Consider the following 13,823-nt stretch of genomic DNA (forward strand, 5'->3'; position numbering starts at 1 on the left):
CTTTGCGTTAGTGATTAATAAAAGAGAATTTGAATGCCATTTTTAACCCAAGTAGAGCAAAGCTTATTGCAAGATGGATTAACCTTAGACGGACTACAAGGTTATCTCAACACCATTCATCAGCATAATATTGATTTTTCAGACCTGTATTTTCAAGCCTGTCGTCACGAGTCTTGGGTATTAGAAGATGGCATTGTAAAAGAAGGCAGTTTTCATATTGAACGTGGTGTGGGGGTGCGCGCCATCACCGGCGAAAAAACCGGTTTTGCCTATGCCGACGAAATCACCCCCGCAGCCCTCGATGCAGCCGCAAAAGCGGCTCGGGGTATTGCCAGTGCCGGTGAGCAACACAAAGTAAAAGCATTTAGCCGTCAAACGGCGCACAAACTGTATGACAGTGCCGACCCGATTGCGGCAATGGACGAAGTCAAAAAAATCGACTTGCTCAAACAGGCTGACGCTTATATCCGTAGTCTCGACAGCCGTATTATTCAAGTTGTGGTGAGTTTATCTGGCGTGCATGAAGAGATATTAATTGCTGCCAGCGACGGGACGCTCGCCGCAGACATTCGTCCACTCGTGCGGTTTAATTGCAGCGTGATTTTAGAAGACAACGGCAAGCGTGAACGCGGCAGTGCAGGTGGTGGTGGTCGTCATGACTACAGTGTCTTTTTAGCAACAGATGATGCCGGCTTGCCACTGAGTTTTGAATTTGCCCGTGAAGCCGTGCGCCAGGCACAAGTTAACGTGAATGCCATTGATGCGCCAGCGGGTGAAATGCCCGTGGTATTGGGTAGTGGCTGGCCAGGCGTGCTGTTACACGAGGCGGTTGGTCATGGTTTAGAAGGTGATTTTAACCGTAAAGGCAGTAGTGCATTTAGCGGTAAAGTTGGCCAGCAAGTCGCCTCTACCTTGGTTACTGTGGTTGACGATGGCACAATTGAACATCGTCGTGGCTCATTAAGTATTGATGATGAGGGTGTGCCTAGCCAAAAAACGACCTTAATTGAAAATGGCATTCTTAAAGGCTATATGCAAGACAAGCTCAATGCGCGGCTTATGGGCCAGGCACCAACCGGTAATGGTCGCCGCGAATCCTATGCACACTTACCTATGCCACGCATGACCAACACTTACATGAATGCGGGTGAGTCTAACCCCGCTGACATCATTAAGTCGGTTAAAAAAGGTATTTATGCGCCTAACTTTGGTGGCGGGCAAGTTGATATTACCTCTGGCAAGTTTGTATTCTCAGCTTCAGAAGCATACTTAATTGAAAACGGTGAAGTCACTCAAGCCATTAAAGGGGCCACCTTAATTGGTAACGGCCCAGAAGCCATGGGATTAATCTCAATGGTAGGTAATGATTTGGCGTTAGATAAAGGCGTTGGCGTGTGTGGTAAAGACGGTCAAAGTGTGCCAGTGGGTGTGGGTCAGCCGACTTTAAAAATTGATCGTTTAACCGTAGGTGGAACCGCGTAACTTGAGCTAAACGCAAAATATAATCGAATGGATGAGTTTGGCAGCAAAAGTGCATCAAACTCATCACAGTGTAACCATGACTTGATTTGCTGCTCAAATATCAAGCTTGTGCAATGGATCTCAGCAATGTGCTGATAAAAACTGCAATACAGGGTATAATTCATCAAGGAATAGAGTAAAAGCTCTAGAGGTGGTTATGGTTTCAACGAATGTTATGACTCGATGTTTTTGGCGTCCTGCGAGGGCTCTTGGATGGGCGGCCCTAAGTCTCACTGTGTTAGCATACAACAGTGCAGCTTGTGCTGAAACCATGGATTTTGCAAAGGCATGGTCGCAATTATTGCAAGTAAGCGACCAGTTACAGGCAAAATATCAACAAGTTAACCGAGCCAAAGCAAAAGAAGATGCAGGTGATGCGTTAAATTACCCATCATTAAATGTGTCCGCAAGCTATACCCGCCTAGAAAAACCAATAGAATTAGATTTACAAGACTTAAATCCACTGGCATCGCTCGATGTTAGCACGCTACCGAGTGCAATCACTGAGGTGTTAGCCACCATTCCCAGTTCTATGTATGTTACGCCGTTTACCGAACAAGAGGTATTTCGTAGCAGCTTACAAGCCATGTGGCCAATTTACACCGGTGGCCGTATTACCGCTGCGCAAGGGATTCATGCCGCGCAAGTGTTGGAGTCAGAACATGAGTTTGCATTAACTCAGCGTGAGTTATTTTTACAACTCGTTGACCGCTACTATGCGGTATCGGTAACGCAAACCTTAGCCGACACCCAAAAACAGCTGGTGGATTCATTACGCCTGCATGTTGCGCATGCAGAAAAGCTTGAGCAACAGGGGCAGATTGCCAAAGTCGAACGCCTCAATGCCCAAGTTGCACTTGAAAATGCCAAAGTCGATTGGGGTAAGGCTAAACGTCAATACGAGATGGCCGAAATTGCACTCGCGCGAATGTTACATGTGCCCACGGTTAACCCAAGCACTAAAATCTTTATGCTTGAACAACAACCAACCTTGTCGCGTTTAAGCCAGCTCACCTTAAGCGAGCATCCCGCACTAAAACTGCTTGAAGCAAAAGAGGCGCAAGCCAATGGTTTGGTTGATTTAGAAAAAGGTGGTTATTACCCAACCGTGTATTTATACGGTAATTATACCTTGTATGAAGATGACAGCTTATTGTCTCAAGTAGAGCCTGATTGGATGGTTGGGGTAGGTGTCAGTATTCCGTTAATTAGCCGAGATGGGCGCAGTGGCAAAGTGTTGGCCGCTAAAAGCGCATTACTGCAAGCGCGATATACCAAAGCGCAAACGAAACAAGATTTAAGCTTACTGATTGATCAAAGTTACCGACAAATGTTGCAAGCAAAAGAAGAAGTTGACGCGCTCGATGTTTCACTTGCCCTTGCCAGTGAAAACCTTCGCTTACGTGAGCTTGCATTTAACCAAGGGCTATCAACCTCTATTGACCGTGTGGATGCAGAGCTGAGTTTAACGGCGGTTAAAACAAAACAGCTAGGTGCTAAGTATCGTTATATGCAAGCGTATGCCAAAGTTATGGCCGTGAGCGGGCAAGTAGATGAATATGTTAATCGCACTCAAATTCAGGGAGCTTCACATGCGCACGAATAGGATTATCGCAGTATTGGCATTGCTGTTGTTAATATTACTGCTTGGTTATGGCGTCATGTTGGCGTTTACCCCTAAACCTATGATACTTCAAGGGCAGATAGAGGCGCGTGAATATAATATCTCCTCTAAAGTTCCTGGACGTGTTGAGCAGGTGTTAGTGCGCAAAGGCGATGTTGTCGCCCAGGGTGATATTTTGTATGCCATAAGCAGCCCAGAATTAGACGCTAAATTAATGCAAGCTCAAGGTGGGTTAGATGCCGCAACCGCGATGCAACAGCAGGCCAATAACGGGGCAAGACAGCAAGAAGTGACCGCCGCACAAGAGCAGTGGCGTAAAGCAAAAGCGGCGACAGAACTGAGCGCAAAAACGTATCAACGGGTCGAAAATTTGTTTGATGAAGGTGTGGTCGCCAGGCAAAAACGCGATGAAGCCTACACCCAATGGCAAGCTGCTAAATATACTGAACAAGCCGCTTATGCCATGTATCAAATGGCACAAGAAGGGGCCCGCAGCGAAACCAAAGCCGCAGCAGCAGGGCAAACGCGTATGGCTGAAGGCGCGGTAAAAGAAGTGAATGCCATTTTGGCCGATAGCCAAATGCGCTCGCCTAGGCAGGGTGAGGTGAGTGACGTGTTGCTCCAAGCTGGCGAGCTTGTACCCAGTGGTTTCCCTGTGGTGAGTATTATTGATATGTCCGATGTCTGGGCCGTTATGCAGGTACGTGAAGATCAGTTAAGCCAATTTAAGCAAGATCAAACCTTAAGGTTATCAATCCCTGCCTTACAACAAGAGGTTGAATTTGTGGTATCGCATATTAGCGTTATGGGGCATTTTGCGACTTGGCGTTCAACTGAAAGCGGGCATGATTTTGACATGCGTACTTTTGAAGTTGAGTTAACACCAAAGCAACCCATAGCAGATTTGCGTGTTGGTATGTCGGTATTATTTCGTATCGACACACTTGACCAATAAGCCACATCACAAGGCTTAATGATGAGACAGTTAATTAAGCGAGAACTCAATAGTTTGTGGCAGTCACCATGGCAGCTTGCATTGGTGAGCTATATTCCGCTTATTGGTGTGTTAGCCCTATGGTGGCTGTTTAGTGCAGGCTTACCACGGCAGCTACCTGTCGCGTTAGTGGACCTCGACAACAGCCAAATTAGCCGTATGCTGAGCCGCCAACTTGCTGCCAATTCTGTCATTGCTCCGCAGTCATTTGCCAACGAAGTACAAGCAATAGATGCCATGCGCCAAGCTCAAGTGTACGCCATGGTCGTATTGCCTCATCAGCTTAAAAAAGATCTGCTCACGGGTCATCACCCCACGATTGAAATCCGTTACAACAGCCAGTTTTTGCTGGTGGGTAAATTACTGTCCAGTCAATTGCAGCTCAGCCTTGCACAAGGCTTGACTCACATAGGCCAGCAGCGGTTGTTACTCAACGGTGCCAATAAAGCCACTGTCGATGTCAGTCTGACGCCAATAACCAACCAAACGACGGCTTTATTTAATCGTAATAACAATTACGTCGGCTTTTTAGTGCCGCCCATTTTGATTGCATTATGGCAATTATTATCAATGCTGGTGTTTGTTAATAGCCTAAATAAAGAGCTTGTTTTTTATCAAGACCGTTATTATTTGCCCAGTAATATCGGCGGACTGATTGTGGCCAAAGTCCTGCTTTACAGCCCCATTATGCTCCTGCATAGCGGGTTTATTTTATTGTGGTTGTATCATTATCTCGGCTTACCCGCCGCAGGTAATTTGCTTGATTTAGTGCTGGCACAACTGGCGATGTTACTGGCCTTGTGGTTATTGGTGTTGGTTATTTTTATGGCCATGCGAGAGAGTGCGCGTAGCGTGAGTTTTTGCACTGCCTTATTTGCCCCCGCCTTTGCTTTTATGGGCATCACCTTTCCTGTCAATGATATGCCCTTACTTGCTCAATGGTGGCGTTTAGTGATGCCATCGAGCCATTATATCGATTCCCATGTCAGCGTGATTAGCTATGGTGTCCAGTTGCCTCAAGTATTAGCGCAGATAGGTTCATACTGGGGCTATTTATTCTTGCTGCCTATCATTGTGTTTTTAGCTTATCACGGCAAAAAAAATCCGCATGACAAAGCCAATGTAGCACTCGCTAATCAGGAGGCAAGTCAATGAACTTATGGCAGTTAATGCTTGCTGAGTGTAAAGCTATTTTAGCCGACAAGGCCATTGTTGTGACCTTATTTGGTGGCGTGTTATTTTATTCAGTATTGTATCCGCTACCTTATTTACAACAGGTGCCGACCGAGCAACAAGTGGTGGTGGTTGATCGCGATAATTCATCACTGAGCCGATTAGTGACTCGCCATGCCGATGCCAGCGCGAAGATCCATATTTTGGCTAATTTGGGCAGTATTGATGAAGCACAAACCTGGATCCGCGAAGGGAAAGCCCATGGGTTATTAGTGATCCCTGCCAACTTTAGGCGTGACTTACTGTTAGGAAAAGGCGCCACGTTAAGTTATGGCGGCGATGCCAGTTATTTTTTAATTTATTCTGCGGTGGCCGAGGGGCTAGTCGCTGCTGGAGTTGATGCCAGTAAGCAGGTGCAGCTTATTGGTTTGCTTGCCCGAGGGCAAAACCCGAAATTAGCGGAGCAAAGTATTAATTCTATTACGCTTAACTCTGTACCTGCGTTTAACTCCAGCTTAGGTTATACCCCTTATGTGGTGCCCGGACTCTTTTTGCTTATTTTGCACCAAACATTATTAATCGGTACGGGCATTTTAGGCGCAAGCCAATGGCGTCAAAAAGGCTATTGGCAAGAGGTCAGCCCTAGCCAGTTGGTTGTGGCACGATTAAGCGTTTTTGTACTGATTTATAGTGTGCTCAGTAGTTTTTATTTGGGCTACTGTTTTTATTGGTATCAGGTTAGTGTGGCTGCCACTATTGCCCAGGTCGCTTTGTTTATGTTGCCTTTTTTACTGGCAACAGGCGCACTTGGAATTGTGTTGAGCTGTGTATTTATGAGGCGAGATTTACCGACTCAATTGTACTTAATCATGTCGATGCCGGTACTCTTTGTGTCGGGGTTTGTCTGGCCCATTGCCTTGATCCCAGAGCCTTTGGTGATGGCCTCGCAAGTTATCCCTGCTGTGCCAGCGATTATGGGGATGCTAGAGTTAAACCAATTAGGTGCCGGCTGGTTAGCAATATGGCCTAAATGGTTACAGCTTTGGGGGTTATTTGCGGTATTTATGTGTGTAGCTGTTATCGCAGTTGCCCGAAAACAAAAGCAGGCTACAGCCATTAATTGCTAAACTGGCGGCAAGTTAACATAATAAAAATAGACAGGTATCATGTGATTGACCTGTCTATTTCATCACTCTCACTGAGATATGAGTTACCTATAAGGTAAATAAACTGATTGACGTGAACCGTAACGGTTTTTTGGTCAATCTCCAATTATAGTACTCCAGTTTGCGCTGAATTTAATGCTGTTTCTAAACGCTCAAGATTATGCTTATAAATGCCGCTGCTATCGACTTTAGCTGCGCGTTTAAAGTCTGCTAATGCACCCAGGTTATCGTTGTTCATTAATTTCATTATGCCGCGGTTATTGTATGCATATGCACGCACAGACATAGATGGAACTGCCACTAATGAGCGCGCGCTTTTTACCGCAGCACTGCAGGCTTTTTCTGCTTTTTCCATGTCAGACATTTGTACGTAACCTGCACATAAATTCACATAGCGAGAATAGTCATCTACAGTATATTTGCTTGCTGATAACGTCGCGCTTAAGCCTTCTTCAATATGACCTGCTTGCAATGCTGTCATACCTGGCACATCTTCAACTAAAACCATTTTGTATGCTGTGCTACTTATGTTGTGGCCTTGAGTGTCAGCCATGACATGGCTAGATGCTGTAAGTAATAATGTGGCACTGATTAAGCCCTTAACGATGTTCTTGTTCATGATGTTGCTCCCTGTGATTGAGTGTAGCACCGCGCTACAGGTGAACTTTAGTGAAAAGACATGGCAGCGACAAACGATAAAAAACGCATTAATGGGTTAAAAAAATTCAACTATACATAAAGAGGTAGTTAAGCAGTTATTCAATGAGTTTGATGCATGTTCTATAGTGACTTAACCGCGTTAGCTAGTGGCTTTGGTCGTGAAAGCTTTTGAGGATCCACTCGATAAGGAGTTGCACTTCGGGGCGGTGCTGCTCATTAGTGTGACGGACAAGGTAATAGCGGTCGTGGCTATACAGCGGGTGAGGAAACAGCGATATTAGCGTGTTGTTATCAAACCAGGCTTGGCTTATGGGCAAGGGAATTAACGCTACGCCAAGCCCTTGCTCTGCTGCGCGGGCAACGCTGAACATACTGTCTAATTGAATAATTTGCTTGGGTTTAAATTGTTCATACCCGATATTTTCGGCCCATTGATGCCAGGCATAAGGCCTGGCTTTATGCAGTATGAGTGGAACAGTTGTCAGGGCTTTAAAACCTTGAGAAGACAGCTCACTGTGAAGCTTGGGGTTGCATGCAGGAATATAAGTGATAGGAAATAAATCGTACACATCGTCGCTCGCTTGCTGTTTGCCCGACAGCATAATCGACACATCAGTGTGCTTAATCACATCACTGCGTGATTTAATGGTTTCAAGTTTTAAATTGATATTAGGGTATTTAGATGACCAGCCAATCAGTTTTGGCATAAATAATTCACTGGCGAAAAATTCTGGCATAGAAATGCTGACTTCAAGCATACGATCAGACTGATTAAACTCGCTAACAGTATGCACCAGTTGTTGCATAACAGGCTCGATGGCTTGATAAAAGCGTGCCCCTACTTCGGTTAATGCGATTGCGCGAGTTTGGCGAATAAAGAGCGTTTGGTTAAGTGTTTCTTCAAGTTGTTTAATTTGATGGCTAACCGCTGATGGCGTTAAGTACAGTTTTTGTGCTGTCTCTTTAAAACTTAAACATTCGGCCGCTACGCAAAAACAGCGTAAACCGCGCATTGAGGTGTGTAAAGGGAGCATTTAATTCTCAATAACAATAAATGATTTTGCATAGAGTAAAAGGGGTAAGTGACAATTATTGGTGGATGATGAGCAATAACTCACATTGGCCACTTAACTCAAATTGACCACTACAGCGATATTAACCGTTATCTAGTGGGTTCATCATGATTGCAGCAAAGATCAGACCATAGTGTAATATGTTTTAAAACAATGTGTTAAGTAATTGGGCTTGGGCTTGTTGAGCCGAGTTGGTGACCCGTACAGGCGTGTGTGCACCGCAGTGGTGCAATGTTGTTCAGACAAATTAAGCAGGGCTAGGGCTTAGTATGTGTTATTGACTAAAAATAAAGTGTTTCTTTTTGCTCGCCATCAATAAAGATGTCGCACTTATCAGCCGTACTGTTTTTTGCTGACTGCACGATACTCGCAACTACGCCAAAAGCACCACCTTGATCGCCTAAAACGGAACCAAAGTAGCAATCGCCCTTAACAGCCATACCTTTGTATTTTGCGTTAAGATGTTGTGTTGGTGTCATTGGTGGAAATTGGCCCTGCATAATGGCATCGCCATTAGCAATAAGTTGCAGCTTTTTTTTCTCTTTGTCGTAAATACCACCAAAGATGATAGTTTGATCATTGACTACAACCGTTTTATTTTGTGCCACGATAGGTGGTTTAGCGGCACAAGCAGTAAGAAGCACGCCTGCGGTTAAGGTAGAAAGTACATAAAGTTTGCGCATTATTGTTCCTTTGTATGCGTCGAGAGACGTTTGCCTGTCTTTCGTATTAATAAACTAGCCCTGTTTATAATGGTTTCTCGCAAGAGGAGACTGAAACACCTGTGTTTACCGTATTTCGGACGCTATTGTAACAACTTATTAGCAAATGCCAATAAAAAAGCCTACTTATTCAGCAGGCTTGTTTGTTATTGATAATTTTTATAACAAGGTCACAAAAAAGCGTTGTGTGGTGACAACCCCTTTTGGTGTTGTGGCGGTTAAGGTTACCTGGCTTAAACCCGATGTATCTTCATTTTTAAGGGTAAATGAGGTTGAGGTGCCGCCAGCGGCGTTCATGCTCGGTACTGTGTAACCGTCAAACAGTAAGTCACCCAAAGTGCTTGTTACCGTTAACGTTGTGCCTGCCGGTAAGATTTGGTTAGCGCTGTCAGTCAGTTGCACATTAAATGTTTCTGTACTGCCATTGGCGATATCAGAACCAGTGCCATTAATCACAGTCCCATTTTGGCGAACAATAATGTTGGCAGTTGAGCCTGACATAGTTAACACCAGGGCTTTACGGATATAAGTTGTTATGGCCGTGCTGTCGCATAAGCTACCTTGGCATTGTGGGCCGTTGAATACGCTGTCAGCGCCTTGGTATCCGTCGCTTGATTTTGTATTAAAGTACCGCTCACCTGAATCGTAAGTACGAGACTCATTGTCATCTCTAAAGGCATCTGGTAAATCAACAAAACCACCGTCATGGTAGGTTTCTATGTCCATACCGTTACCGCTACAGGGCTCAGATGTTGTGCCATTTAAACAGCCATCAACTGCACTACCATCTTCATCATCAAACATGTTGTTGCCATTGGTGTCAAAGAAGGTCTCGTGCCCAAGGGCATAAGCCAAAATGGTAATACGGTGATCGCTTACTCGTGGTGAGGTAGATGTCCAGGTCACGTTACATGTCCCGCTTACGATGCTACATGACGGCTCAATTTGGCCACCTTCAGTCGTAAAGTTAACCGTGGTGTCATCTGGCGCGGGGTTACCAAAACTGTCGGATGCATACACTGTAATAGTGACATCTTCGCCATTGTAATCACCAGCCTCAGGGTTTGATGTTGAGGCTGAAATACTAAAGCCCAATTGTTGTGGCAGTCCTGTATTCACAGTGAGTTGTTCTGATTGGCTGGTAATCGTGTCGCCGGTGTCGGCATCGGTCGTTGATGCCATTACGCGAACAGGGGTCGGAATAGTGCCAGCTTGCACTCTCACACTCACCAGTCCTTCTGAATTGGTAATGCTGCTGTCTGTAGTGTCGCCATTAGAAAATAGCAACCCACCTACTGTGGTATCAAGGCTAAAGTCAACCTCTTGTTGAGCAGCCGGTTGACCATTGGCACTGCTCACTAAAAACGTTACTAAAGAAGACTCTGTTGTATTGGTGCCACCAGAACCTTTAATGCGGATTTGAGTCGGCTCTGCTGACACAAAGCTTATATTTGAAAGTGTTTGGCGTGCTAATGTAAATGGCAGGCTAGCGCTTAAACTGACATCGTTAACGGTTGCTGTTGCCACTATGGTATCGCTACGTTCACTGTTGCCACTGCAACTGGTATCCGTAAACGTTGAACTTGCAGAACCAGATAATGTGGTTACTGGCGAATCTAAACTGGCATTTGCATTGGCATAACAATCAGAGCTAAAGCTAATGCTAGTTGGGCTTTGTAAACGAGTAATGCTGCCGTCTGCAGTTTCTGTGACTATGGTGGCTGTAACGCCAAATGTTCCGCCTGCGCTAATGGTGTATTTGCCATTAGCATCCGCCGTTAAGGTGGTGCCTAAGGTGTTTTCTACAAAGGTGCCGCTAGCATCAAAAGCCCCCATTTTTACCGTGCCTTCAGTGATGACCTCGGCAGAGGCGAGCACTTCGTATGCACTGGTAGTTGTGAGTGTTGTGCCTTCATACTCTACTGAGGCAGTAAGTAGGCTTGCGCCTAACTCTGCATCGGTAGGGGTAAAGCGTAATGTGGCAATGCCCGTATTGGTGGTGAGTGCTGTTGTGGGGGTTAAGGTCGCGCTGCCAGCGTTGAAAGTGATAATTTTATTGGCAATACCTTGGTTGCTGCTGTCAGTAAGCTGTGCGTTAAGTTGTACTGTATCGCCAACATTAAAACGGGTAATTACGCCACTAGTGTCACTAATTGAAACCGAAAAGTTAACCGCTTCTACCGGGGTTGTGGTGGTGTATTCTTTAAACTGGTAATTACGGCTGGCACTGATTGTATCTGCACTGTCGGGGGAATACGTTACGCTTAGCGTGCCTGCTTCTGTGCTGGTGGAGCTGATAAAAGTGGTTGCGATGCCACTCGAATTGGTAAGAACAGAGGTATTGCTTAAAGTGGCATTGGTTGTACTGAACTCAATAAGCGCGCCGCTTACATTAGCACCGCCTAATGTGAGTTTGGCTACAGCACACACACTGTCGTTGAGGTCAAAAAGTAAACTGTCGGTAATGGTATCGCATTGGCCATTGACCACATTTTGATAGCTCACCGACAAGTTGTAACTGTCTTCTGATGTATCTGAATCGGTGCCTTCGGCAGCACCGTTACAACCTGTAAATACCAACATTGAAGCAAGAGATAGAAAAAGTGCACGTATCGTTGTTTCAAGCCGCATTAGCAATATCCTTATTTTCGTTATTCAGATAATTTATAAATAAACGTTAGTCTTTGATTTCAGATCTTAAATATTTAAACAGCTCTTTTGACGACTTCGATTCAGGGCCTTTAGCAAGTTCTTTATTTGCTTGGCGGATCAATTGACGTAATTTTTGGCGGTCTAATTGTAGGTGCTGGTCTAATAAAGCCTGCACTTCATCATCACCATTAGTTAATAAACGCTCGCGCATTTTTTCAAAAATTTGTATTTGAGCGGCTTCATTATTATTTTTATTCAACACTTTATCTAGTGCTGCTTGAATTGGTTCGTGATCAAAACCACGCATCAACTTACCAATGTATTGCAAATGGCGGCGATACGCTTCGGTTTTTTGTTTGATCAATTTAGATTTTAAAATGGCATCATAAAGAAATTCATCTAAATCCATTTTATCTAACTGAGTTTTACTTAATGCAACCAAGCGCATGCCAAGGGCTTGAGCTTCTTCGCTTTCTTTTTTAAATCCAGTTCTGCTGACGTATTCGTCATCATTATCATAGGGCTGCTGAAAGTGTTCAGAATCGCCAACAATCTTCATAGTCTTAAACCTCGAGTCAATATGTGTTAATGATAGCATTTATTTGGCATTGAATATGCAGATTTTATTCAAGGTATCGGGTTGGTTATCAATCGTCTTTTTAATTTGATATGCTAGCGGCAATTAGACTAATTAAAGAGTAAATTTGTGGCTTCTCATCCTTCTTCAGCGCCTAGCGCCAGTGAACCAACCCCAAGAATTGATTCTGAATTATCGGCACTTAAAGATGCCGTGGCCGTTGCATTAGAGTACGCGAAAACATTAGGTACAACGGCAGCAGAAGTCGCCATTAGTAAGCAGCAAGGTTTATCGGTGTCGACGCGTGATAAAGAGGTTGAAACGGTTGAATTTAATAAAGATGGTGCGTTAGGCATTACCGTTTATCGTGATGGTCGTAAAGGCAACTCATCAACCTCTGATTTAAGTCCACAAGCCATTCGCGAAGCAGTAAGAGCGGCTGATGGTATCGCAAAATACACTTCAGAAGATCCTTTTAGTGGTTTAGCCGATCCCGCTTTAATGGCGCAACATATTCGCGATTTACAGCTTTATCACCCTCAAGATATTAATGCACAAGAGCTAGCGCAATTGGCTATTCGTGCCGAAGCGGCCAGTTTGTCTGTTGACAGCCGAATTCGCAATTCAGATGGTGCGACCGCCAATGCGCACACTGCGGCTAAAGTGTACGGTAACAGCCATGGTTTTTTGAACGGCTATTGCAGCTCGCGCTATAGCTTAAGTTGTGTGGTGATTGGTGAAGAGTCAGATGGCAACATGCAGCGCGATTATGATTACACCGTTGCGCGTAAATACCAAGATTTACTGGCACCCGAGTCAGTAGGGCAGCAGGCGGCAAACAAAACCTTAAGCCGTTTAGATGCACGTAAAATCGCTACAGCTAAAATGCCAGTCTTATTTGCCCCCGAAATTGCAACAGGCCTAATGGGGCATTTAATTGGCGCAATTAGTGGCAGCAGTATTTATCGTAAGTCGAGTTTTTTACTTGATGCACTGCATACACAAATATTTCCTGACTGGTTTAGCATTGAGGAGCAACCGCACTTACTGGGCGCCTTAGCCAGTGCTAATTACGACAGTGAAGGTGTTGGCACACAAGATCGCCGCATTATTGATCGTGGCAACCTTGAAACATATTTATTAACCAGTTACTCGGCACGTAAACTCGGCATGACCAACACAGGCCATGCTGGAGGCATTTACAACTGGACATTAAGCCACACAAATCAAACGTTTGACGAGCTAGTTAAGGCAATGGACACTGGCTTGATAGTGACAGAAGTGATGGGCCAAGGGGTAAATGGTGTGACCGGTGATTACTCGCGCGGCGCGGCTGGCTTTTATGTGGAAAACGGAGAAGTACTTTACCCCGTCGAAGAAATTACCATAGCGGGTAATTTAAAAGACATGTTTAAAGGGATTCAGGGGGTAGGTAAAGATCGTGACTTGCGCTCATCAATTCGTACCGGTGGGATTTTGCTTAGCGAAATGAAGATTGCAGGTAACTAATTTTTTACAATTTCAGCCAATGTTCGTTTTGTAAGGCGGCCATTTTTTTGTAGGCTAACGCTCATTTCGGTTTATAAGGCCTCTTATCGGCAGGTAAGAGGTCTTTTTATAACCAAAATCGCCAATCTTGACCCTTTATATATCTACTTTAC

11 protein-coding genes are annotated in these 13,823 nt (G+C 44.8%); 6 read left to right on the plus strand and 5 right to left on the minus strand.

What is annotated here, in order from left to right; translation table 11 throughout:
- Nucleotides 1-33: 33 nt before the first annotated feature.
- The 5 genes from tldD (at nt 34) to L2703_RS09210 (ending at nt 6,439) form a co-directional block, all read left to right on the plus strand.
- Nucleotides 34-1,482 carry a metalloprotease TldD gene (gene tldD / locus L2703_RS09190; protein ID WP_248970804.1) on the plus strand — a complete coding sequence of 483 codons (1,449 nt, stop codon included), beginning with the start codon at nt 34-36 and terminating at the stop codon, nt 1,480-1,482.
- 214 nt (nt 1,483-1,696) lie between these two features.
- Nucleotides 1,697-3,127 (plus strand): TolC family protein, encoded by a 1,431-nt coding sequence (locus tag L2703_RS09195; RefSeq protein ID WP_428848653.1) that lies wholly within the window; start codon nt 1,697-1,699, stop codon nt 3,125-3,127.
- Nucleotides 3,114-4,100, plus strand: a complete 987-nt coding sequence (locus tag L2703_RS09200; RefSeq protein WP_248970805.1) for an HlyD family secretion protein — start codon at nt 3,114-3,116, stop codon at nt 4,098-4,100. Before L2703_RS09195 ends, L2703_RS09200 begins: the two co-directional genes overlap by 14 nt.
- A gap of 21 nt (nt 4,101-4,121) precedes the next feature.
- Nucleotides 4,122-5,294, plus strand: a complete 1,173-nt coding sequence (locus L2703_RS09205) for an ABC transporter permease (RefSeq protein WP_248970806.1) — start codon at nt 4,122-4,124, stop codon at nt 5,292-5,294.
- Complete coding sequence (locus L2703_RS09210; protein ID WP_248970807.1) at nt 5,291-6,439, plus strand: ABC transporter permease; 1,149 nt, start codon at nt 5,291-5,293, stop codon at nt 6,437-6,439. The genes L2703_RS09205 and L2703_RS09210 overlap by 4 nt, the downstream gene beginning before the upstream one ends.
- Nucleotides 6,440-6,584: 145 nt before the next feature.
- On the opposite strand, the gene L2703_RS09215 is transcribed toward L2703_RS09210, so the two are convergent.
- The 5 genes from L2703_RS09215 to yjgA all read right to left on the minus strand — a co-directional run bounded on the left by L2703_RS09215 (nt 6,585) and on the right by yjgA (nt 12,144).
- Complete coding sequence (locus L2703_RS09215; protein ID WP_248970808.1) at nt 6,585-7,097, minus strand: tetratricopeptide repeat protein; 513 nt, start codon at nt 7,095-7,097, stop codon at nt 6,585-6,587.
- A gap of 184 nt (nt 7,098-7,281) precedes the next feature.
- The gene (locus L2703_RS09220; RefSeq protein WP_248970809.1) at nt 7,282-8,172 is read right to left on the minus strand and encodes a LysR family transcriptional regulator; all 891 of its coding nucleotides are present in this window, start codon (nt 8,170-8,172) and stop codon (nt 7,282-7,284) included.
- A gap of 320 nt (nt 8,173-8,492) precedes the next feature.
- Nucleotides 8,493-8,894, minus strand: a complete 402-nt coding sequence (locus L2703_RS09225) for a hypothetical protein (protein ID WP_248970810.1) — start codon at nt 8,892-8,894, stop codon at nt 8,493-8,495.
- Nucleotides 8,895-9,092: 198 nt separating this feature from the next.
- Complete coding sequence (locus L2703_RS09230) at nt 9,093-11,564, minus strand: Ig-like domain-containing protein (protein WP_248970811.1); 2,472 nt, start codon at nt 11,562-11,564, stop codon at nt 9,093-9,095.
- Nucleotides 11,565-11,610: 46 nt separating this feature from the next.
- A complete protein-coding gene (gene yjgA, locus L2703_RS09235) occupies nt 11,611-12,144 on the minus strand; it encodes a ribosome biogenesis factor YjgA (protein WP_248970812.1) in 534 nt (177 codons plus the stop codon).
- Nucleotides 12,145-12,291: 147 nt separating this feature from the next.
- On the opposite strand from yjgA, the gene pmbA reads away from it, so the two are divergent.
- Complete coding sequence (gene pmbA, locus L2703_RS09240) at nt 12,292-13,671, plus strand: metalloprotease PmbA (protein ID WP_248970813.1); 1,380 nt, start codon at nt 12,292-12,294, stop codon at nt 13,669-13,671.
- The last annotated feature ends 152 nt before the right edge of the window (nt 13,672-13,823 follow it).

This window comes from Shewanella basaltis (genome assembly GCF_023283885.1).
Lineage (GTDB): Bacteria > Pseudomonadota > Gammaproteobacteria > Enterobacterales > Shewanellaceae > Shewanella > Shewanella basaltis.

Coding starts and splice junctions, on each gene's coding strand:
- tldD (WP_248970804.1), top strand. CDS start 34: ATGCCATTTTTAACCCAAGTAGAGCAAAGCTTATTGCAAGATGGATTA.
- L2703_RS09195 (WP_428848653.1), top strand. CDS start 1,697: ATGACTCGATGTTTTTGGCGTCCTGCGAGGGCTCTTGGATGGGCGGCC.
- L2703_RS09200 (WP_248970805.1), top strand. CDS start 3,114: ATGCGCACGAATAGGATTATCGCAGTATTGGCATTGCTGTTGTTAATA.
- L2703_RS09205 (WP_248970806.1), top strand. CDS start 4,122: ATGAGACAGTTAATTAAGCGAGAACTCAATAGTTTGTGGCAGTCACCA.
- L2703_RS09210 (WP_248970807.1), top strand. CDS start 5,291: ATGAACTTATGGCAGTTAATGCTTGCTGAGTGTAAAGCTATTTTAGCC.
- L2703_RS09215 (WP_248970808.1), bottom strand. CDS start 7,097: ATGAACAAGAACATCGTTAAGGGCTTAATCAGTGCCACATTATTACTT.
- L2703_RS09220 (WP_248970809.1), bottom strand. CDS start 8,172: ATGCTCCCTTTACACACCTCAATGCGCGGTTTACGCTGTTTTTGCGTA.
- L2703_RS09225 (WP_248970810.1), bottom strand. CDS start 8,894: ATGCGCAAACTTTATGTACTTTCTACCTTAACCGCAGGCGTGCTTCTT.
- L2703_RS09230 (WP_248970811.1), bottom strand. CDS start 11,564: ATGCGGCTTGAAACAACGATACGTGCACTTTTTCTATCTCTTGCTTCA.
- yjgA (WP_248970812.1), bottom strand. CDS start 12,144: ATGAAGATTGTTGGCGATTCTGAACACTTTCAGCAGCCCTATGATAAT.